This window comes from Streptomyces sp. NPDC004542 (assembly GCF_040610035.1).
Taxonomy (GTDB): Bacteria; Actinomycetota; Actinomycetes; order Streptomycetales; family Streptomycetaceae; genus Streptomyces.
The window spans coordinates 1-19,934 of the sequence record NZ_JBEXLP010000114.1; the positions used below are offsets into that span (position 1 = coordinate 1).

Consider the following 19,934-nt stretch of genomic DNA (forward strand, 5'->3'; position numbering starts at 1 on the left):
CGCGCCGGCCTGCTGCCGCTGGAGCATCGCCGAGGCGATCTCCGGAGCGTACGCGGCGGCGTGCCGAGGAGGGGCCGGACCCAGGGCCCGGCATCGCGGAACGGGCGGCGCAGCCGCTCACGACGGGCGTCGACGAGCGCCTGCGCCAGCAGCCTGCGGGCGGTCGCGGTGTCTCCGGCCCGGTGGGCGGCCTGCGCGCGTACGAGTGCGGCCCGGACGGACACCGCGGGACCGGCCCGCCCGTCGCCGCGCACACCGTCGAGCAGAGCGATCGCGGCCCGGGGATCACCCGCGGCGAGCCGGATCCGCGCGGCCTCCACGGCGCAGGCCGGCTGGTCGCCGGCCACGTTCCGGAGCGCCTCGGCCGCCTTGTCGGGCCGTCCCTCGGCCAGGTGGGCGGCGGAGGCGACCAGGGCTTTGTGGCTCTGCGCCCAGGGGGAGACGACCTCGGCCCGGACGGCCGGGCCCGCCGTCTCCAGCGCGGCCCGGGTCCTGCCCCGGGCCAGCAGCAGACGCGCCCTGGCGATGGCCTGTCCCGCCGCCATCACCGGGTCGCGCGGCGTGCAGCGGAGCCCGGCCACCTCGTCGAGGAGGGCCTCGGCCCGGTCCAGTTCGTCGCGGTCCACCGCCACCGCCGCCAGCACGAGCCGCTCGATGCCGGAGCCGGACGGCTGGGGCAGGCTGTACCGCTCCGTCTCGGAGACCGCCGCCAGCGCCTTGCGTTCCGCCCTGCCGGGCCAGCCGTTCAGGTGATCGAGCAGGGCCAGGTGCCCGAGCGACTCCTCCCGGGGAAGCACGGTGGCGGCCCCGCCGGACGATCCGGCCGCCGCGGACAGGGCGGCGCGCGCGTCGTCGAAGTGCCCGGCCCACAGGCGCGTGGCCCCCAGCTGGGTCAGCAGCAGGGCGGTGAGTTCGGGGTGCTTCTCCAGCAGGTGGGCCGGGACCTCCTGCCACAGCTCCCCGGCGGTCTCGGCGGCCTTCTCCGCCTGTGCGGGGGACCCGGTCAGGCGGGCGGCCAGGGCCTCCAGCAGCGCACAGGTCAGCAGGGCCGCCGCCTGCCCGGGCACATCGCCGGCCAGGCGCTCCTCGGCGTGGTGCAGGTGGGCCAGGCCGTGGTCGAGATCGCTGCGGGACAGTTCGCGGGCGGCGCGTACCAGGTCCGTCGCGGGAGTCGCGGCCTCGGGTCCCATCCGGGAGAACAGCTCGGCGAGGTCGTCGCAGCGCAGGCCGGTCAGGAGCTGTCCGATCGCCAGGTCGTCGACGAGGGCACCGGCGGTGAGGTCCCAGTCGCCGGCGGCGGCGCCGTGCGCGAGGGTCTCCGGGAGGGACCCGGCCCGCCGCAGCCACCGGGCCGCCCGCCGGTGCAGTTCGGGTTCCAGCCCGGGCCGGCGCGCCCGCAGGTGGGCCCTGAGTATCTCCCCGAACAGCGGGTGGAGCCGGTACCAGCCGTGCCCGAGGTCCTCGACGAAGGCGTTCTCGCGGTGCAGCCCGGCGAGGATGGCCCCGGCGTCGGACTGGCCGGTCATCGCGTTCGCGAGACCGGCGGAGAAGCGCTCCAGGACGCTGACCCGCAGCAGCAGGTTCTGCGTCTCCTCCGGCTGCCGTTTGAGCACCTCGGCCAGCAGGTAGTCGGCGACCGTGCTCCGGTCCGCCTCGAACTCCTTGAGGTAGGTCTCCGGGTCGGCGCTCTCCTGTGCCGCGAGGGCACACAGCCTGAGGCCGGCGGCCCAGCCCCGGGTGCGCTCGACGAGGGCGCGCGCGGAGTCGACGGGCAGGCGCAAGCCGTGCAGCTCCAGCAGGGTGACGGCCTCCTCCGGGGTGAAGGCCAGTTCCGCGTCGCGGATCTCCGTCAGTTCGCCGGCCGCCCGGTACCGGTGCAGCGGCAGCATCGGCTCGGTGCGGGTGACGATGATCAGGCGCATGCCGCCGCCCGCGTGGTGCAGGACGTACTCCAGCTGCTCCGCGATCTCCGGGGCGGGCACCCGGTCGTACTCGTCGAGGACGACGGTGAGGGCCCGGTCACGGCCCGCCAGACCGGCGGCGAGCGCGGCCGGCAGCCTCTGGTCGACGCGGGTCGCCTCGGCCGGGCAGCCGATCTCCTCGGGCACCGGAGCACCGCAGTCCCGCAGGGCGTGCAGGAGATAGGCCCAGAACATCCCGGGGCGCTGGTCGCCCGCCTCGAGGGTGAGCCAGGCGACCGGCTCCGCGAGGCCCGCCGCCCAGTCGGCGACCAGCAGGGTCTTGCCGGCGCCGGCAGACCCGTTGACCATGGTCAGCGGGGTGCGCAGCGCCTGCTGGAGGTGCTGGGCCAGCCGCTCGCGCCGCAGGAACGTGGCGGGCCTGGTCGGCAGCGCGAACCGGGTGTGCAGGATGGGGTCGCCCAGGGGATCCACACCCGTGGCCGGTTCCCAGGCGTTTTCGTCGCTCACAGCCACCGCACTCACCACCCGGTGTCCGTCGGGCCGGGACCAGCGCTCCTTCCTCGATCATCTTCTCAGTCTTCCCGGCCGTGCGCGCGCCGCGAAGGGCCGGGCGGTCCCCGCCGGCGGCCCGAAGGACCCGTGCCCGCCGCCGGCCGGGCGGGTCCGCCGCTCACGTGGCGCGGCGGAACGCGCCCCGAAGGCGCGGGGAACCGCCTCCGGGGCTCCGGTGGGGCGGGCCCGACGGCCCGTCAGCCGTTGACCACCGCGTCGATCCGCGCCAGCTCCTCCGCGTCGAAGTCCAGGTTGTCGATCGCGGCCACGCTGTCGGCCAGCTGCTGCGGGCTGCTCGCGCCGACCAGGGCGGAGGTCACCCGGTCGCCGCGCAGCACCCAGGCCAGGGCGAGCTGGGCCAGGCTCTGGCCGCGGGACTTGGCGATGCCGTCGAGGGCGCGCAGCTTGCCGACCAGTTCCTCGGTCAGCGCGTCGGAGTGGAGGAAGGGGCTGTCGCTCGCGGCCCGGGAGTCCTCGGGTATGCCGTCGAGGTAGCGGCCGGTCAGCAGGCCCTGCTCGAGCGGTGAGTAGGCGATGGAGCCCACCTGGAGTTCGTCGAGGGCGTCGAGGAGGCCCTCCTCTGGGCGGCGGTCGAGCATGGAGTAGCGCGGCTGGTGGATGAGGAGCGGGGTGCCCAGCTCAGCGAGGATGCGGGCGGCCTCCCGGGTCTGCTCCGGGGTGTAGTTGGAGACGCCGACGTAGAGCGCCTTGCCCTGCTGGACCGCCGAGTGCAGGGCGCCCATCGTCTCCTCCAGGGGAGTCTCCGGGTCCGGGCGGTGCGAGTAGAAGATGTCGACGTACTCCAGGCCCATCCGCTTCAGGCTCTGGTCGAGCGAGGACAGCAGGTACTTGCGCGAGCCCCATTCGCCGTACGGGCCGGGCCACATGAGGTAGCCCGCCTTGGTGGAGACGACCAGTTCGTCGCGGTAGGGCGCGAAGTCGGCGCGGAGCGCGTCACCGAGGGCGGACTCGGCGGCCCCGGGCGGCGGGCCGTAGTTGTTGGCCAGGTCGAAGTGGGTGACCCCTAGGTCGAAGGCGCGGCGCAGGATGGCTCGCTGGGTCTCGACGGGACGGTCCGGCCCGAAGTTGTGCCACAGACCGAGCGACAGCGCGGGCAGCTTCAGACCGCTGCGTCCGGTGCGCCGGTAGGGCATGTCCGTGTAGCGGTCGGGGTGGGCGGTGTACAACACGACTCCAGAGGGGTTGGCACACGATCTACCGGTGCCACTGTTCCGCGAGCGGTGTACAGCGGTCCAACAGAAGAATCCGATGGAATTCAGCGGATAGGCTTCTCAATCATGGAACTGCGTCATCTCCAGCACTTCGTCGCCGTCGCCGAGGACCAGCACTTCACCAGGGCGGCGGAGCGGCTCATGGTGTCCCAGTCGGGCCTGTCCGCGTCCATCCGGGCGCTGGAGCGGGAGCTGCGGGCGCCCCTGTTCGTGCGGACCACCCGCCGGGTGACGCTGACCGAGGCCGGGCGGGCGCTGCTCGGCGAGGCGGAACGGATCCTGGCGCAGGTCAGGGCCGCCCACGAGGCGGTGGCCGCGGTGCAGGGGGTCCTGCGCGGAACGCTGGCACTGGGCACCGAGCAGTGCATCGCCGGCGTGCATGTGGCGGGACTGCTGGCCGCGTTCCGGCGGCGGCACCCGGACGTGGAGATCCGGCTGCGGCAGGCGGGCTCGGGCGCGCTGGCGGAGGAGGTGGCGGCCGGGCGGCTGGACCTCGCCTTCGCCTACCGGACGCAGGCGGACAGCGACCAGCTGCGGTCGGTGTCGCTGACGAGCGAGCCGATGACGGTGCTGTGCCATCCCAGCCACCGCCTCGCGACGGCCGGGGCCGCGCTGGCACCGGACGACGTGGGCGGCGAGGTCTTCGTCGACTTCCACCCCGACTGGGGTCCGCGCCGCACCACGGACGCCGCCTTCGCCGCCGCGGGCGTGCGGCGCACGGTCGCGCTGGAGGTCAACGACGTGCACGGGCTGCTGGACCTGGTCGACGAGAACCTCGGGATCGCCGTCGTGCCCCGGCACTTGCGCCACAAGCGGCCGGCCCTCATCGCACTGCCCCTGAAGGGCACGGGCGAGACGGAGTACGAGACCGTCGCCCTGCTGCCGCCGGAGGAGGCCACCAGCCCCGCGGCCCGCGCACTGGTCACGCTGCTGAGCGGCTGAGCGCCTGAGCCGCCGAACGGCTGACGGAAGGTCAAGGTCCTTTTCCCGGCCGGATTCCGGGCGCAGGGCGGCGCGCGATACGCGATGGTGGACGTATGCACGCACGGGACATCCTCATCGACGGCTTCGGCCGCGTCCAAGAAGAGGTCCACGCCGCCCTCGACGGACTCGGGCCGGACGGACTGCACGCCCGCCCGGCCCCCGGCGCCAACTCCGTCGCCTGGCTGGTCTGGCACCTCACCCGGGTCCAGGACGACCATGTCGCCGACGCCTTCGGCCTGGACCAGGTGTGGCTGTCACAGGGCTGGGAGAAGCGCTTCGGGCTCGGCCTGCCGCGCCGCGACACCGGTTACGGGCACAGCCCCGCCGAGGTCGCGAAGGTGCGGGTCGACTCGGCGGACCTGCTGACGGGGTACTGCGACGCCGTGCACGAGCAGACCCTCGGCGCGCTGCGCGACCTGCCCGCCAAGGACCTCGAGCGCATCGTGGACGAGCGCTGGGACCCCCCGGTCAGCCTGGGCGTACGGCTGGTCAGCGTCCTGTCCGACGACCTCCAGCACGTCGGCCAGGCCGCCTACGTGCGCGGCCTTCGGAGCACCGACGCGTAACCGGGCAGGACCACGTCCTCGATGAGGGCCCTGCGCTCGTCGAAGGGCATGAACGCGCTCTTGACGGCGTTCACCGTGACCGTGCGCAGGTCCTCGGCGCTCCAGCCCGCCTCCTCGACCAGCAGGGACATCTCGCGGGTCATCGTGGTGCCGGAGACCAGCCGGTTGTCGGTGTTGAGGGTGACCCGGAAGCCCAGGTCCTTCAGGGCGGTGATGGGGTGCTGGGCGATCGAGGTGGCGGCGCCGGTCTGCAGGTTGGAGGTGGGGCACATCTCCAGGGCGATGCGGCGGTCGCGCACCCAGCCGGCCAGCCGGCCCAGCTTGCCGTCGACGATGTCCTCGGTGATCCGCACTCCGTGGCCGATGCGCTGGGCGCCGCACACCTGCACGGCCTGGTGGATGCTGGGCAGCCCGTGGGCCTCGCCGGCGTGGATGGTGAACGGGACGCTCTCGCGGCGCAGGTGTTCGAAGGAGGCCAGGTGGTCGGCGGGCGGGAAGCCGTCCTCGGCGCCGGCGATGTCGAAGCCGACGACACCGGCGTCCCGGTAGGCGACGGCCAGGTCGGCGGCCTCACGGACGCGGTCGAACATCCGCATGCCGCACAGCAGGGTGCCGACCCGGACGGGGGTACCGGCGGCGGCCGCCTTGGCCATACCGGCGGCGAGCCCCTCCTGGACGGTCTCCACGACCTCGCTCAGCGACAGCCCGCCCTTCGTGTTCAGCTCGGGGGCGTACCGCACCTCGGCGTAGACGACGCCGTCGGCGGCCAGGTCCAGCACGTACTCCTCGGCGACGCGCAGCAGGCCCTCGCGGTTCTGCATCACGGCGAGGGTGTGCTCGAAGGTGGCGATGTAGCGGACCAGGTCACCGGAGCCGGCGGCCTCGGCGTACCAGCGGGCCAGCTCCTCGGGGTCGGTGGTGGGCAGGGTGTGGCCGACCGCGGCCGCGAGCTCGACGACGGTGGCGGGGCGCAGGCCACCGTCGAGGTGGTCGTGCAGGACAGCCTTGGGCAGGCGGCGGATCACATCGGTGTCTACGCGCGTAGCGGTCATGGGCGTTCTTTCCTCGAGCAGGTGGTTCGAAGCGGCGGGGAGTGCGACGACAGGAGCGTGCGGCGGGCGCGCGGCGGGAGGAGTCTCAGCCGACGGCCTGGAGCAGGTCCCAGCGGTTGCCGTACAGGTCCTGGAAGACGGCGACCGTGCCGTACGGCTCGTGACGCGGCTCCTCCAGGAAGGTCACGCCGGCGGCGGCCATCCGGGCGTGGTCGCGGGCGAAGTCGTCCGTGTGCAGGAAGAACCCGACCCGCCCGCCGGTCTGGTCACCGACCCGGTCCCGCTGGGCGTCCCCCTTGGCGCGGGCCAGCAGCAGACCCGTTCCGGCCCCGTCCCGAGCGGGCTCCACGACGACCCAGCGGGAGCCGTCGGGGCGCGGCTCGTCCTCGGCGAGCCGGAATCCGAGGGCCTCGGTGTAGAAGCGGATCGCCTCGTCGTAGTCGTCGACGACGAGGGTGACCAGGGCGACGCGTCTCATCGGGGCCTTTCACGGAGGTGCCGGACGAGTGGTTGACGAGTGGTTGACGAGCGGTTGACGGGTGAGGTTATACGTAAAACCTCACGGGCGCCAGTCCGGGAGCGCGGGGGATCCGCCGGACGGGCGGCGAGTGGGCGCTCAGCCGCGCTCCTCGCCCTGGGCGACCTCCACCCGGTGGTGGAAGTCGGTCACCCCGGTCGCGGAGGCGACGAAGGAGAGGCCGGCGCAGGCGACGAGCACGAGGGCGATCCAGGGGGCGGCGGCGGGGCGCGGCGCGGCCAGGAGGGCCCGCACGCGCTGGGGGACGGGACCGGTCGTCACGGAGGGGGCGAAGTCCGGGCGTACACCGCGGGCGGCCTGCCCCACGAGGGCGGCGCGGGCGATGGCGCGGGCGGTCAGGCGCCGGTCGCCGACGGCGTCGGCCGCGGCCTCGTCGGCGGCGCGCTCGGCGGCGAGCCGGACGCTGTCGCGGACCGGGCGCAGCGCGGGGTGACAGTGGGCGGCGAGTTCGGCGGCGGCCAGGAAATAGTGGTGGCCGCCCTGGTTGTGGGCCCGCTCGTGGGCGAAGAGGACCTCCCGTTCGGCGGCGTCCAGGCTGCGCAGCATCCCGGTGGTGACGACGATCCGGTGCGGGCGCCCGGGCAGCGCGTACGCGTCCGGGTGCGGCGAGTCGACCACGCGCAGGTCGCCCGCGGCGGGCCCGCACCCGGCCTCCGAGCGGGCCGCGCGGAAGGCGCGGGTCTGGCGCAGCACCGAGCGGGCGAGGGTCCAGGCGCACCCGGTGAGCACGCCGACGGAGGCCGCGGCGGCCGGGACCACGACGAGGTCGGAGGCGGTGCGCAGAGGGTGGACGAGTTCACCGAGCGTGGCGAAGACGGACACCTTGAGCAGGCCGGTGAGCACGAAGGCGCCGAGCGCGGCGAGCGAGCAGCCCGCGCATACCACCGCCGAGACGGTGATCAGCCACAGCGCGGTGACGGGCGCCAGCCGGTCGACGGTCCGCCGGGCCGACGCCGGCAGGGCGAACGTCAGCACGAGCGGCAGGAGCAGCAGGAAGGTCATCACTCGGCGGGGGGTTCGAGCAGATCACGCAGGATCCGCTCGTCGTCGGCGCTGAGCTGGGCGACGAAGCGGGCGAGCACGGTCTCGCGGTCGCTGTCGCGGTCGAGTTCGGTGTGCATCCGGCGGGCGGTCAGGCCCTGGGCGTCCTGTACCGGGAAGTACGCGTACCCGCGGCCCTGCCGCCGCCGGTCCACGATCCCCTTGTCGTGCAGACGGGTCAGGATCGTGGTCACCGTGGTGCGCGCCAGGCCGGCACCGAGGCCGAGCTGTACCTGACCGGGCGTCTGTGGCGCGCCGGCGGCCCAGAGGGCGGCCATGACGCTCGCCTCCAGCTGGCCGGCCGGACGACGTTCGTCCCTCGCGTCGGTCATGGGCAGGTTCCTCACCCCGTATCCGTCCTCGGATGGGCAGCCCATCCGCACGATGCCGTTTCCGCGGCTCCCGGGCGCCGTGCCGAGGCCGCGCCCGCATACCCATTATGAAAGGACCGGCCCCGTGCGCGGCGCGCCCGGCCGCGGCGGCTCCTCGCCGGTGAGGCGCGGGGCTCCGGCGGCGACGCTCTCGCCGAGGTGGGCGGGGTCGCCGGTGCCGGCAACGGTGAGCACGTGCGGGCCCGGCCGGGCCCGGTGCGGCAGCGCTGACGGAGTGTCAGTGGAGCGGCTTCGACAGCACCGCCTTGCGGTGGCTGAACGTCTCGATCGACCAGCGGCCGTGGTAGCTGCCCGTACCGCTCTCCCCCACCCCGCCGAACGGCAGGTCGGAGACGGTGAGATGGGCGAGGGGGAGGCCGTACCCGAGGCCGCCGGAGGAGGTCTCGGCGGCGATCCGCTCCCTGGTCCCGTCGGACTCGGTGAACACGTACAGGGCGAGGGGCTTGTCGCGGTCGTTGATGAAGTCGATCGCCGCGTCGAGGCCGGGCACCGTAACGATCGGCAGGACGGGACCGAAGATCTCCTCCCGCATGACGGGCGACTCCGGGTCGACGTCGGCCAGCACGGTGGGCGCGATGTACTTCGACGCCCGGTCGCCGGTGCCGCCGACGACCGTGCGGCCGGAGTCGAGCAGCCCGCTGAGCCGGTCGAAGTGGCGTTCGTTGATGATCCGGCCGTACTCGGGCGAGGCGGCGGGGTCGGTGCCGTACAGGGCTTCCACGGCCCGCTCGAGCGCCGGTTCGAGGGCGGCGGCGGTGTCCGGGTCGGTGAGGACGTAGTCGGGGGCCACGCAGGTCTGGCCCGCGTTGAGGAACTTGCCGCGCGCCAGCCGGTCGGCGACCACGTCGAGGTCGGTCCCGCGGTCGACGAACGCCGGGGACTTCCCGCCGAGCTCGAGGGTGACGGGGGTGAGGTGCTCGGCGGCCGCGCGCATGACGACGCGGCCGACGGTGCCGTTGCCGGTGTAGAAGACGTGGTCGAAGCGCTCGGCCAGCAGGGCCGTGGTCTGAGGGACGCCGCCCTCGACCACGGCGACCGCGTCGGTGTCGAGGTACGCCGGGATCAGCCGGGCCAGCGCGGCCGAGGTGGCCGGGGCCAGCTCGCTGGGCTTGGCCACCACGGCGTTGCCCGAGGCCAGGGCCCCGACCATGGGGGCGAGCAGGAGCTGCGCGGGGTAGTTCCAGGGAGCGATGACGAGGACGACGCCGAGGGGTTCGACCTGCGTCCAGGCCGTCGCGTCGGCGCCGAGGTGCGCCGGGACGGGGGCGGGCTCGGGGCGCAGCCACTCGGCGAGGTGGTCGAGGGTGTGGTCGATCTCGCGGACCGTGAAGTCGATCTCCGTGCGGTAGGCCTCGGTGGCGCTCTTGCCCAGGTCGGCGTGGAGCGCGGCGGCGAGCGCGTCGCCGTTCTCCGTGAGCATCGCGCGCAGGCGGCCCAGCTGGCCGGTGCGCCACTCGACGGGCTTGGTGCGGCCGGTGCGGTAGGTGGCGCGCAGGCGGGCCACGATGTCGGCGGGCTGCTCGGGGGTGGAGTGGTTCACGGTGCCTCGCTGGTGGGTGCACGGGCCTCGCGGCCCGGGAGTACGGTCTCGACGAATCAGATGCACATACCAACCTTTCATGCACCGAAATGATTCCGTGCACCGGGTCCGTTCATGTCGCGCCAGGTGGGCGTCCGGCATCAGTGCTGGTCCACGAAGGGGCGCACCTCGATGGGGAGGGTGGTGGCCAGGGCCGCCTTGCGGCCCCACTCCAGGGCGGCGTCCCGGTCGGGGGCCTGGATCAGGCACAGACCGCCCAGGTACTCCGTGCCCTCGGAGTACGGCCCGTCGGTGATGAGCACGTCGCCGTTCCCGGGCCGCAGTACGGTGGCCGTCTGCGGCCCGTGCAGTCCGCCTGCGAAGACATAGGCCCCGGCCTCGCGCAGTTCGTCGTCGAAAGCCGTGACGTTGCGCATGATCTCGGCCAGCGCGTCGGGCTCGGGCGGCTGTCCGCCGGCCGGCTGGACCACGCTGAGCAGGTAGTGCTTCATGACGTCCTCCTCGGTGCCGCCGGGTGATCCCGGCGGGGTTGTCCCGCCCCTGGACGCACGGGCGCGGCCCCCGAGCGACCGTCCGGCCGACGGGATCGGGAGAATTCTCCGTATGACCATCGCACCACACCCTCTCGTCGTCAGCGCCCGTCGGCTCGCGGACGAACTGCTCGTGCCCAACGCCGAGCGCGTCGACCAGGAGGGGGTGCCCGCCGGTCACATCGCGGCGGTCAAGCGGTCCGGGCTGCTCGGGACGAGCGCGCCGGTGGCGTACGGCGGCTCGGCCGCGTCGGCCGCGGTGGCGCGGGAGACGGCCGAGATCCTGGCCGGGGCCTGCTGCTCGACGTGGTTCGTGCAGACGCAGCACCACACGCCGGTGCGGATCCTGACCGAGGGGGAATCACCCGTCCGGGAGCGTCTGCTGGGCCCGCTGGCACGCGGCGAACTCCTGTCGGGAGTGGCCTACGCGCACCTGCGGTCCCATCCCCGCCGCACCCCGGTCCGGGTGACCCGGGACCGGGGCGGCGTGCGCTTCGACGGCACCGTCCCCTGGTACACCGGCTGGGGTCTGAACGACGTGCTGCTGCTGGCCGGGCTCACCGACTCCGGCGAGGCGGTCCTCGCCTTCACCGAGGCCCGCGACCAGCCCGGCCTGCGCGCGTCGCGGCCCGTGCGCCTGGCGGCCCTCACCGCCGCCCGCACGGTGTCGCTGGAACTGGACGGCCTGTGGCTCCCCGAGGAGTCGGTGGCTCTCCGGACGCCGTACGCGCGCTGGGCGGCGGCCGACCGCGCCAGGACGGTGAACGCCTCCCCGGCGGTGTTCGGCGTCGCGGAGGCGGCCCTGGCCCTGCTGGACGAGGAGACGGCCGCCCCCGTCCGCGCCCGCCTGGACGAGGTCCGCCGCCGGGCCTACGCGCTGGCCGACGATCCGGCGGACGGGGACCTGGCCGAACGGCTGGCGCTGAGGACACAGTCGTACGACGTCATGCGGACGGCCACCACCGCGGCGGTGGTGGCCGGCGGCGGCCGGGCCATGACCCTGCACAGCAAGGCCCAGCGGCTGGCCAGGGAGGGGCTGTTCCTGCTGGTGCAGGGGCAGACGGCCCAGTCGCGCAGGGCTCATCTCGACGCCCTGACGGGCCGGGCGGCCCGGCCCTCCTGACCCCGCCCGGCCGGCACCGGCCGGCCGGGCGGGTGCCGGGTCAGGCGGCGTCTTCCCCGCCGGTGCGCACCACCACGAGGAAGGCGTCGGACTGCAGGTCCATCACGACCGTCGCGGGCTCACCCTCCGCCCTTCGCCTGGCCGCGTACTCCTCCGCCGGCCACGACCCGCGCGGAGCACCCGCGGGAAACCGCTCCAGCACCTTCGACTCCATAGCGGCACCTCACCTCCGGCCTCGAGAGCAACAGGGACGCACCGCGCACACGACGTACGAAGTGCGTGCTTACCGGCTGCCCGGGATGGACGTGGACATGTCCCCATCGGGCAGGACAGCCGCGTCCGCGTCGCCGCCGTCCCGGCTCAGCCGCCCCGGCCACCAGGCGCGTGCTCCGATGTCCCGCACCAGCGCGGGCACCAGCAGGGACCGCACGACCAGCGTGTCGAGCAGCACCCCGAACGCCACGATGAACGCGATCTGGGCGAGGAAGGCGAGCGGGATCACCCCCAGCGCCCCGAAGGTCGCCGCCAGCACCACACCGGCCGCGGTGATGACCCCGCCCGTGCTGACCAGCCCGCGCAGGACGCCCTCGCGCACACCGTGCCGCAGCGACTCCTCCCGGACCCGGGACATCAGGAAGATGTTGTAGTCGACGCCCAGGGCGACGAGGAAGACGAACCCGTACAGCGGCACGGACGGGTCGGTGCCGGTGAAGCCGAGGACGTGCTGGAACACCAGCGCCGACACGCCCAGGGTGGCGACGAAGCTGAGTGCCACGGTGGCCACCAGCAGCGCGGGCATCAGCAGCGACCGCAGCAGCACGGTCAGGATGACGAGGATGATCGCCAGGACCACCGGGACGATGAGGGTGCGGTCCCGCTCGGCGGTGCGCAGCGTGTCGTAGCGCTGGGCCGTGTAGCCGCCGACCAGCGCGTCGGCGCCGGGTACCGCGTGCACGGCGGTCCGCAGCCGGGCCACGGCCCGCTCGGCGGCGTCGCTGTCCGCGGCGGAGCGCAGCGTGACGTCGATCCGCACCCGGCCGTCGACGACGAGGGGGTCGCCACCGGGCCGTCCGGACTTCGTGACGCCGGCCGCCGAGGCGACCCCCGTCGTGTCCCTGGCGGCCTCCAGGACCTCGGGCAGGCGGACCGCGTTCGCGACCACCACGGCCGGGTTGCCCGATCCGCCGGGGAAGTGCCTGCTCAGCGTCTGCTGCGCGGCGACGGACGGCGCGTCGTTCACGAAGGTCTCGTCGAGGGGCACGCCCTTGGAGGCGAGGCCCGGCGCGAAGGCGGCGCAGGCGAGCAGCGCGGCCAGGGCGATCGCCCAGACCTTGCGCGGCGCCCGGTCGACCGTGCCCGCCACCCGGTGCCACAGGCGGCTGCCCCGGTCGGGTTCGTCGGCGCTGCGGGGCCTGGCCGGCCAGTAGGCGGCGCGGCCCAGCAGCACCAGGACGGCGGGCAGGAAGGTCAGGGCACTCAGCACGGCACAGGCGATGCCGACCGCTCCGACCGGTCCCAGGGCCCGGTTGTTGGTGAGGTCGCTGAGCAGCAGGGCGAGCAGTCCCAGGCCGACGGTCGCCGCGCTGGCCAGGATCGGTCCCCAGGACTGCCGGAGCGCGGCCCTGGCGGCCGTGAACCGGTCGGTGCGCAGGGTGAGCTCCTCGCGGTAGCGGGCGCTGAGCAGCAGGGCGTAGTCGGTGGCCGCGCCGATCACCAGGATGGAGAGGATGCCCTGCACCTGCCCGTCCACCCGGACCAGGCCGTGGTCGGCGAGGGCGTAGACGATCGCGCAGGCCAGGCCGAGGGCGAAGACCGCGCCCAGGATGACCACGAGCGGCAGCAGCACGCTGCGGTAGACGAGCAGCAGGATGACCAGGACGGCGGCGAGGGCGACGCCGAGGAGCAGTCCGTCGATCCCGGCGAAGGCGTCGGCCAGGTCGGCCTGGGTGGCGGCGGGTCCGGCCAGCCGGACCGTGGTCCCGGGGACGCGTTCGGCGGCGGCACGGACCCGGTCGAGGACGTCCGGGAGCCGGTCGCCGAGGTCCGGACGCAACTGCACCACGCCCTCCAGCGCCGCGCCGTCCTCGGAGGGCAGCGCGGGCGACGCCTTGCCGATCACGCCCGTCGCCCCGGTGAGGGCCGCGAGCGCCTCGGTGGCGGCCCCCTGCGCCTGTCGCAGGGAGGAACGGCCCTCGGCGGTCCAGACGACGATCGTGGGCAGCGTCTCCTGCTGCCGGAAGGCGCGCTGTTCGGCGGCGACCCGCGTCGACTCGGCGCTGCGCGGCAGGAAGGCGGCCTGGTCGTTGGTGGACACCTCGCCGAGACGGCCGGCGAAGGGGCCGAGGAATCCGCCTATGGCGAGCCATGCCGCGAGCAGGGCGAAGGGGACGAACAGGCGGGCAGTGCGGGTGGTGGACATATCTCTCCAGGCTCGGCAGACCGAAGTACCCCAGGTATCTCGATCAAAAACAATCTCAATGATCGAGCAGTTGCGGCAAATCCGATCGCGGACGACACCTGTCCTTCCCGCGCGGGGCGGTCAGCGGATGCGGGCCAGTTCCTCGTTCATGGCGGCCAGGAAGCGCAGGATCACGACCAGCTCGGCCTCGGTGAAGCGGGAGCGTGCCGCGTCCGTGGCCCGGGCCAGCGGACGGAAGTATGCCCTGGCCGCGGTACGGGCGCCTTCCGCGTAGTACAGATGGACCACCCTGCGGTCGGCGCTCTCCCGGACCCGGCGGATGTGTCCGGCGCGCTCCAGCCGGTCCACGCACGCGGTCACCGCGCCCGAGGTCAGGCCGAGGTGCTCGCGCAGCCGGCCCGGGGTCATCGGCTCGTCGGAGTCCAGGATGGCGGCGAGCGCCTGGACGTCGGTGGGGTGCAGCCCGTGGTCGCCGGCGAAGGCTTGCACGAGCCGGTTGATCTCGCCGTTCATCCGCCGCAGGTGCACGGCGAAGGAGCGCAGGTCCGGCACCGGTTCCTCCGCGGCTGCCTGCTGTCCGGCGTCCCGCCGCTCCCGCCCTTCTGGTGTGACCACGTGATCAGCCTATAGAAGGACTCGCATCCACAAGCACCGCCGTCGTGGAAGTGATGACAGGGGGGAACACGGAAGTGATGACAGGGGGGACACCGACACGCAGGACCGAGGAGCCGGAGGGCCGAGGAGCCATGGAGCACGACGAAGCGGAACCCGGGCTGCGCTGCCTGGTGACGGGCGCCACGGGGTACATCGGCGGCCGGCTCGTGCCCGAACTGCTGGCCGCCGGTCACCGGGTGCGGTGCCTCGCCCGCTCCCCCGGCAAGCTGCGCGACCATCCGTGGGCGGGCGAGGTGGAGGTGGTACGGGGGGACGTGACCGACGCCGGCTCCGTCGCCGAGGCGATGCGGGACGTCGACGTCGCGTACTACCTGGTGCACGCGCTGGGCACGGGGAAGCGCTTCGAGGACACCGACCGCCGCGCGGCACGGATCTTCGGGGAGGCGGCCCGGGCCGCGGGCGTGCGGCGCATCGTCTACCTCGGCGGGCTCACCCCGGCGGGCGTGCCGGAGCGTGAGCTGTCGCCGCACCTGCGGTCACGGGCCGAGGTGGGGCGGATCCTGCTGGACTCGGGGGTGCCGACGACCGTCCTGCGCGCGGCGGTGATCATCGGCTCCGGCTCCGTCTCCTTCGAGATGCTCCGCTACCTCACCGAGCGCCTGCCCGTGATGGTCACCCCGAGCTGGGTGCGCACCCGCATCCAGCCCATCGCCGTGCGGGACGTGCTCCGCCTCCTCGTGGGCAGCGCGCGGATGCCCGCCGAGGTCAACCGGGCCTTCGACATCGGCGGTCCGGACATCCTCACCTACCGGGAGATGATGGCCCGGTACGCGGCGGTGGCCGGCCTGCCGCGCCGGGTCATCGTCGCCGTGCCGGTGCTCACCCCACGGCTGTCCAGCCACTGGGTGGGTCTGGTCACCCCCGTTCCGGCGTCCATCGCCCGGCCGCTCACCGAGTCGCTGCGCCACGAGGTCGTCTGCCGCGAGCACGACATCAGCCGGTACGTGCCCGACCCGCCGGGACATCCGGTGGGCTTCGACGAGGCGGTGCGACTGGCGCTGCGGCGCGTCCGCGAGGCCGACGTCAGCACCCGCTGGTCGTCCGCGGGGGTGCCCGGCGCCCCCAGCGATCCGCTGCCGACCGACCCCGACTGGGCGGGCGGCAGCCTGTACACCGACTGCCGCGAGGTGGCCGTGGACGCCCCGCCCGACGCCCTGTGGCGGGTCATCGAGGGCGTCGGCGGCGACAACGGCTGGTACTCTTTCCCGCTCGCCTGGGCGCTGCGCGGCCGGCTGGACCGGCTGGCCGGCGGGGTCGGGCTGCGCCGTGGGCGACGGGACGCGCAGCGGCTGCGGGTGGGCGACTCGCTGGACTTCTGGCGGGTCGAGGAGATCGAGCCGGGACACCTGCTGCGGCTGCGGGCCGAGATGCGGCTGCCGGGTCTGGCGTGGCTGGAGATGTACGCCGAACCGGACGGCGCCGGCCGCAGCCGGTACCGGCAGCGGGCGCTGTTCCATCCCCGTGGGCTGCTGGGCCACGCCTACTGGTGGGCCGTGTCACCCTTCCACGCCATCGTCTTCGGCGGCATGGCCCGCAACATCGCGCGGGCCGCCACCCGCACCCCGCCCACCCACAAGGGGGAACCTGCTCCAGCGCGCTGACGCCCCGCATCCGCGGTGCCCGCCGGGCCGGAAGCCAGTGATCGTCCAGCTCTCCACGCCGTCTCGCCCCCGGAGCCGCACCATGAACGCCTCGGTCGTCCTGTTCACCTCGGACCTGCGCCTGCACGACCACCCGCCCCTGCGGGCCGCCCTGGACGGCGGACGCCTGGTCGTCCCCCTCTTCGTGCGCGACCGGGGTGTGGAGGAGGCCGGCTTCACGGCGCCCAACCGGCTGGCCTTCCTCGCCGACTGCCTGGGGGACCTGAACGCGGGGCTCCGACGGCGCGGCGGGCGGCTCGTCGTCCGGTCGGGTGACGTGGTCGCCGAGGTGTGCAAGGTGGCGGCCGAGGCGGACGCCGACGAGGTGCACATGGCGGCCGACGTGAGCGGCTACGCCCACCGCAGGGAGGAGCGGCTGCGGCGTGCCCTGGAGGCGGACGGGCGCCGGCTGCACGTCCACGACACGGTGACCACGGCGGTCGTACCCGGCGCGTTGACCCCGGCCTCCTCGGACCACTTCGCGGTGTTCACGCCGTACTTCCGGCAGTGGTCGCGGCAGCGGCTGCGGGACACCCTCGGCGCGCCCCGGGCCGTGCGGGTGCCGGACGGGATCGGATCGGAGGCGCTTCCCTCCCGGGACGCGCTGCCGCAGCTGTCCCCGGCGCTCGCCGCGGGCGGCGAGACGGAGGGCCGGCGGCGGCTCGCGGCCTGGCTGCGCGCGGGCGTCGCCGGGTACGAGGACCAGCACGACGACCTGGCCGGCGACGCGACTTCCCGGCTCTCGCCCCACCTCCACTTCGGCACGCTCTCCCCCGTCGAGGTCGTGCACCGGGCCCGGAACACCGGCGGACCCGGCGCCGAGGCGTTCGTGCGGCAGCTCGCCTGGCGCGACTTCCACCGCCAGCTGCTGGCCGCGCGGCCGCACGCGGCCGACGCCGACTACCGCACGAAGCACGACCGCTGGCGGACCGAACGCACCGCCGGGGAGGACATCGAGGCCTGGCGGGAGGGCCGGACCGGCTATCCGATCGTGGACGCGGCCATGCGCCAGCTGCGGCACGAGGGCTGGATGCACAACCGCGGCCGCCTGCTGACCGCGAGCTTCCTGACCAAGACGCTCTACGTGGACTGGCGGGTGGGCGCCCGGCACTTCCTGCGGTTCCTGGTCGACGGCGACCTCGCCAACAACCAGCTCAACTGGCAGTGGGTGGCGGGGACCGGCACGGACACCCGCCCCAACCGGGTGCTCAACCCGGTCACCCAAGCGAAGCGGTACGACCCGGACGGCGCCTACGTCCGGCGGTGGGTACCCGAACTGGAGGACGTCGAGGGCCCGGCCGTGCACGAGCCGTGGAAACTGCGGGGCCTGGACCGGGCCGCGCTCGACTACCCGGATCCCGTGGTCGACCTGTCCGAAGGACTGGCCCGCTTCAGACGAGCCCGCGGGAAGGACTGAGAAGGACTCGGCAGGACTGAGGAGTACCCGCCATGGCCACACCCCACTGGCTCTTCGGCGACCAGCTCGGACCGCACTTCCTGGCGCCCGGCGACGGCGGCCCCGAGCGCGGCGCGCCCCTAGTGATGATCGAGGCGCGCTCGGTCTTCCGCCGCAGGCGCTTCCACCGGGCCAAGGCCCATCTGGTGCTCTCCGCGATGCGGCACCGCGCCGCGGAGCTCGGCGACCGGGTGCGGTACGTCCGGGCCGAGACGTACCGCGAGGGGCTGGCCGAGGCGCTGCGGGGCGGTCCCGCGACGGTGTGCCACCCCACCTCCCACGCCGCGCTGCGGTTCGTGCGCTCTCTGGACGGCGTCTCGGTGCTGCCCGCGCGCGGCTTCCTCGTCCCGCACGACGCGTTCCGGGCCTGGGCCGGCGACCGCCCGGGGCAGCGGCTGCGCCAGGAGGACTTCTACCGCTGGGTGCGCCGCGAGCACGCCCTGCTGATGGACGGCGGCGAACCGGCGGGCGGACGCTGGAACCACGACCACGCCAACCGCGAACCCCCGCCGAAGGGGGCGGCCACGCTCGGCGCGCCCGCACCGTACCGGCCGCGCGAGGACGGCATCGACGAGGAGGTGCGCCACGACCTCGACCGGTGGGAACACACCGGCGGCGTCCGGTTCGTGGGGCGCGACGGGCCCCGGCTGTTCCCCGCCACCCGCCGGGAGGCGCTGGCCGCGCTGCGCCGGTTCGTGGACCACCGGCTGGCCGGGTTCGGTCCGTACGAGGACGCCGTGCTGGCCGGTGATCCGGTGATGAGCCACAGCCTGCTGTCGTCGTCGCTCAATCTCGGTCTCCTCGCTCCCGCCGAGTGCGTGGACCGGGCGGAGGCGGCCTGGCGGGCGGGGCGGGCGCCGGTGAACAGCGTCGAGGGGTTCGTACGGCAGGTCGCCGGCTGGCGCGAGTACGTGTGGCAGCTGTACTGGTACTTCGGCGAGGACTACCGCGACCGCAACGCCCTCGGGCACCGCGCGCCGCTGCCGGAGTGGTTCCTGGAGCTGGACGCCGACGCGGTCACCGCCCGCTGTCTCGCCACGGTGCTGGCGCAGGTGCGGGACACCGGCTGGACCCACCACATCCCGCGGCTGATGCTGCTGGGCAGCCACGCCCTGCAGCGGGGGTGGGATCCGCGGGCGGTGACCGACTGGTTCCACCGCTGCTTCGTCGACGGCTACGACTGGGTGATGGTCCCGAACGTCGTCGGCATGTCGCAGTACGCCGACGGCGGGCGGATGACGACCAAGCCGTACACCTCCGGCGGCTCGTACGTGCACCGCATGAGCGACCTGTGCGGCGGGTGCGCGTACCGCCCCGCCGAGCGGGTGGGCGAGCGGGCCTGTCCGTACACGGCCGGGTACTGGGCCTTCCTGCACCGTCACCGCGGGCGGCTGGAGCGCAATCCGCGCATGGCACGGCCGGTCCGGGGACTGGACCGGCTCCCGGACCTGGAGGAGCTGCTGCGGGAGGAGAAGCGGCGCGGGGACGCCCCGCCCTGAGCCGCGGTCGCCGCGCCGGCGGACGGCCGGGCGGGGCCGGGCCGGCTCGGGCTACGACGCGGCGCGGTGGGCACCGGCCAGCGTGTCGAGCGCCTCGCGCAGGCTGGTGGGGCGCAGCATGCCCCGGGCCGGGCGGCCCGCCCAGCCCGGGCCGCCGAGCAGCAGCAGTGGCTGCCGGCGCGCGCCCTTGACGCCCCACTCCGTGGCGGCGAGGTGCTGCGCCAGCGGCAGGCTCGCCGCCGAACGGGACTGCGCCCACAGGACCACGGCGGACGGCCCGAGCCGCCGCACCGCCGCCGTCAGTGCCTCGGCGGGCACCGCGGCACCCAGCATCCTGGTGGGCACGGAGAGCCCGCTCAGGCCGGCGTTGAGCGCCTCCAGCGGCAGCGTGTGCTCCTCGCCGGGTACGCAGGCCAGGAGGACCGGCCCCGCGTGCGGCGCGTCGCCCGCCGGTGCGGGCGGCCGGGTGTGCCGGCGCAGGACGGTGGAGACGTGCCAGGACAGCAGGTGTTCCACCTCGACGTAGCGGTCTCCGGACGAGGCCCACTTGCGTCCGACGGCGTGCAGCGCCGGCATCATCACCTCCTGCCAGGCGACGGTGAGACCGTGGTCGGCGACGGCGGCGTTCAGCTGCTCCTCGACGGCGGCGGCGTCGAGGCGGACCGCCGCCCGGGCGAGCCCCCGGCACTCCTGGCGCACGTCGCCCAGCGGCAGGGCGCCGGCCGCCCGCGAGCGGGTGGCCGGGACGGCCGGCGCCGGCACCGCGCCGGCCC

The 19,934-nt window shown here is 74.5% G+C and carries 18 protein-coding genes; 6 read left to right on the plus strand and 12 right to left on the minus strand.

Annotated elements, in window-relative coordinates; translation table 11 throughout:
* The coding region (locus ABZX30_RS34370; RefSeq protein ID WP_355941186.1) for a helix-turn-helix transcriptional regulator at positions 1 to 2,429 on the minus strand (2,429 nt) is incomplete at its 3' end.
* A gap of 242 nt (positions 2,430 to 2,671) precedes the next feature.
* Entirely contained in the window at positions 2,672 to 3,661 is a 990-nt protein-coding gene (mgrA, locus tag ABZX30_RS34375) for an L-glyceraldehyde 3-phosphate reductase (RefSeq protein WP_355941230.1), read from the minus strand.
* 111 nt (positions 3,662 to 3,772) lie between these two features.
* Between mgrA and ABZX30_RS34380 the strand changes: the two genes are divergently transcribed.
* Both ABZX30_RS34380 and ABZX30_RS34385 read left to right on the plus strand, forming a co-directional pair.
* Positions 3,773 to 4,648: a LysR substrate-binding domain-containing protein gene (locus ABZX30_RS34380; RefSeq protein ID WP_355941189.1), complete on the plus strand. Its 876-nt coding sequence runs from the start codon at positions 3,773 to 3,775 to the stop codon at positions 4,646 to 4,648.
* 95 nt (positions 4,649 to 4,743) lie between these two features.
* Positions 4,744 to 5,256, plus strand: a complete 513-nt coding sequence (locus ABZX30_RS34385; protein ID WP_355941192.1) for a DinB family protein — start codon at positions 4,744 to 4,746, stop codon at positions 5,254 to 5,256.
* On the opposite strand, the gene ABZX30_RS34390 is transcribed toward ABZX30_RS34385, so the two are convergent.
* The 6 genes from ABZX30_RS34390 to ABZX30_RS34415 all read right to left on the minus strand — a co-directional run bounded on the left by ABZX30_RS34390 (position 5,223) and on the right by ABZX30_RS34415 (position 10,310).
* Entirely contained in the window at positions 5,223 to 6,308 is a 1,086-nt protein-coding gene (locus tag ABZX30_RS34390) for an adenosine deaminase (RefSeq protein ID WP_355941195.1), read from the minus strand. The two genes, ABZX30_RS34385 and ABZX30_RS34390, sit on opposite strands and share 34 nt — an antisense overlap.
* 85 nt (positions 6,309 to 6,393) lie before the next feature.
* Positions 6,394 to 6,786 carry a VOC family protein gene (locus ABZX30_RS34395; protein ID WP_355941197.1) on the minus strand — a complete coding sequence of 131 codons (393 nt, stop codon included), beginning with the start codon at positions 6,784 to 6,786 and terminating at the stop codon, positions 6,394 to 6,396.
* Between the two features lie 138 nt (positions 6,787 to 6,924).
* Positions 6,925 to 7,848, minus strand: a complete 924-nt coding sequence (locus tag ABZX30_RS34400; RefSeq protein ID WP_355941200.1) for a M48 family metalloprotease — start codon at positions 7,846 to 7,848, stop codon at positions 6,925 to 6,927.
* Positions 7,848 to 8,219, minus strand: a complete 372-nt coding sequence (locus tag ABZX30_RS34405) for a BlaI/MecI/CopY family transcriptional regulator (protein ID WP_355941202.1) — start codon at positions 8,217 to 8,219, stop codon at positions 7,848 to 7,850. The genes ABZX30_RS34400 and ABZX30_RS34405 overlap by 1 nt, the downstream gene beginning before the upstream one ends.
* Before the next feature lie 277 nt (positions 8,220 to 8,496).
* Positions 8,497 to 9,819, minus strand: coding sequence for an aldehyde dehydrogenase family protein (locus ABZX30_RS34410; protein ID WP_355941205.1), 1,323 nt, complete (start codon positions 9,817 to 9,819; stop codon positions 8,497 to 8,499).
* A 140-nt stretch (positions 9,820 to 9,959) separates the two neighbouring features.
* Positions 9,960 to 10,310 (minus strand): YciI family protein, encoded by a 351-nt coding sequence (locus ABZX30_RS34415; RefSeq protein ID WP_355941208.1) that lies wholly within the window; start codon positions 10,308 to 10,310, stop codon positions 9,960 to 9,962.
* Positions 10,311 to 10,422: 112 nt separating this feature from the next.
* Between ABZX30_RS34415 and ABZX30_RS34420 the strand changes: the two genes are divergently transcribed.
* Complete coding sequence (locus ABZX30_RS34420) at positions 10,423 to 11,472, plus strand: acyl-CoA dehydrogenase family protein (protein WP_355941211.1); 1,050 nt, start codon at positions 10,423 to 10,425, stop codon at positions 11,470 to 11,472.
* Positions 11,473 to 11,512: 40 nt separating this feature from the next.
* Here ABZX30_RS34420 and ABZX30_RS34425 read toward each other — a convergent pair whose 3' ends face one another.
* The 3 genes from ABZX30_RS34425 to ABZX30_RS34435 all read right to left on the minus strand — a co-directional run bounded on the left by ABZX30_RS34425 (position 11,513) and on the right by ABZX30_RS34435 (position 14,443).
* On the minus strand, positions 11,513 to 11,686 hold the full coding sequence (locus tag ABZX30_RS34425; protein ID WP_355941214.1) for a hypothetical protein: 174 nt from the start codon (positions 11,684 to 11,686) through the stop codon (positions 11,513 to 11,515).
* A 69-nt stretch (positions 11,687 to 11,755) separates the two neighbouring features.
* Positions 11,756 to 13,891 carry an MMPL family transporter gene (locus tag ABZX30_RS34430; protein ID WP_355941216.1) on the minus strand — a complete coding sequence of 712 codons (2,136 nt, stop codon included), beginning with the start codon at positions 13,889 to 13,891 and terminating at the stop codon, positions 11,756 to 11,758.
* A gap of 120 nt (positions 13,892 to 14,011) precedes the next feature.
* Positions 14,012 to 14,443, minus strand: coding sequence for a helix-turn-helix domain-containing protein (locus tag ABZX30_RS34435; protein ID WP_355941233.1), 432 nt, complete (start codon positions 14,441 to 14,443; stop codon positions 14,012 to 14,014).
* Between the two features lie 194 nt (positions 14,444 to 14,637).
* Between ABZX30_RS34435 and ABZX30_RS34440 the strand changes: the two genes are divergently transcribed.
* From ABZX30_RS34440 to ABZX30_RS34450, 3 genes are all read left to right on the plus strand, one after another.
* Positions 14,638 to 16,167: an SDR family oxidoreductase gene (locus ABZX30_RS34440; RefSeq protein ID WP_355941219.1), complete on the plus strand. Its 1,530-nt coding sequence runs from the start codon at positions 14,638 to 14,640 to the stop codon at positions 16,165 to 16,167.
* Positions 16,168 to 16,249: 82 nt separating this feature from the next.
* Entirely contained in the window at positions 16,250 to 17,623 is a 1,374-nt protein-coding gene (locus ABZX30_RS34445) for a deoxyribodipyrimidine photo-lyase (protein WP_355941222.1), read from the plus strand.
* Between the two features lie 32 nt (positions 17,624 to 17,655).
* Positions 17,656 to 19,161 carry a cryptochrome/photolyase family protein gene (locus tag ABZX30_RS34450; RefSeq protein WP_355941225.1) on the plus strand — a complete coding sequence of 502 codons (1,506 nt, stop codon included), beginning with the start codon at positions 17,656 to 17,658 and terminating at the stop codon, positions 19,159 to 19,161.
* Between the two features lie 51 nt (positions 19,162 to 19,212).
* Here ABZX30_RS34450 and ABZX30_RS34455 read toward each other — a convergent pair.
* Positions 19,213 to 19,934: B12-binding domain-containing protein (locus tag ABZX30_RS34455; RefSeq protein WP_355941228.1), on the minus strand; the 722-nt coding region annotated here is incomplete at its 5' end.

What these genes read in the sequence shown, in the direction of transcription:
- ABZX30_RS34380 (WP_355941189.1), top strand. Translation starts at nt 3,773, where the DNA reads ATGGAACTGCGTCATCTCCAGCACTTCGTCGCCGTCGCCGAGGACCAG.
- ABZX30_RS34385 (WP_355941192.1), top strand. Translation starts at nt 4,744, where the DNA reads ATGCACGCACGGGACATCCTCATCGACGGCTTCGGCCGCGTCCAAGAA.
- ABZX30_RS34390 (WP_355941195.1), bottom strand. Translation starts at nt 6,308, where the DNA reads ATGACCGCTACGCGCGTAGACACCGATGTGATCCGCCGCCTGCCCAAG.
- ABZX30_RS34395 (WP_355941197.1), bottom strand. Translation starts at nt 6,786, where the DNA reads ATGAGACGCGTCGCCCTGGTCACCCTCGTCGTCGACGACTACGACGAG.
- ABZX30_RS34400 (WP_355941200.1), bottom strand. Translation starts at nt 7,848, where the DNA reads ATGACCTTCCTGCTGCTCCTGCCGCTCGTGCTGACGTTCGCCCTGCCG.
- ABZX30_RS34405 (WP_355941202.1), bottom strand. Translation starts at nt 8,219, where the DNA reads ATGACCGACGCGAGGGACGAACGTCGTCCGGCCGGCCAGCTGGAGGCG.
- ABZX30_RS34415 (WP_355941208.1), bottom strand. Translation starts at nt 10,310, where the DNA reads ATGAAGCACTACCTGCTCAGCGTGGTCCAGCCGGCCGGCGGACAGCCG.
- ABZX30_RS34420 (WP_355941211.1), top strand. Translation starts at nt 10,423, where the DNA reads ATGACCATCGCACCACACCCTCTCGTCGTCAGCGCCCGTCGGCTCGCG.
- ABZX30_RS34425 (WP_355941214.1), bottom strand. Translation starts at nt 11,686, where the DNA reads ATGGAGTCGAAGGTGCTGGAGCGGTTTCCCGCGGGTGCTCCGCGCGGG.
- ABZX30_RS34430 (WP_355941216.1), bottom strand. Translation starts at nt 13,891, where the DNA reads ATGTCCACCACCCGCACTGCCCGCCTGTTCGTCCCCTTCGCCCTGCTC.
- ABZX30_RS34440 (WP_355941219.1), top strand. Translation starts at nt 14,638, where the DNA reads ATGGAGCACGACGAAGCGGAACCCGGGCTGCGCTGCCTGGTGACGGGC.
- ABZX30_RS34445 (WP_355941222.1), top strand. Translation starts at nt 16,250, where the DNA reads ATGAACGCCTCGGTCGTCCTGTTCACCTCGGACCTGCGCCTGCACGAC.
- ABZX30_RS34450 (WP_355941225.1), top strand. Translation starts at nt 17,656, where the DNA reads ATGGCCACACCCCACTGGCTCTTCGGCGACCAGCTCGGACCGCACTTC.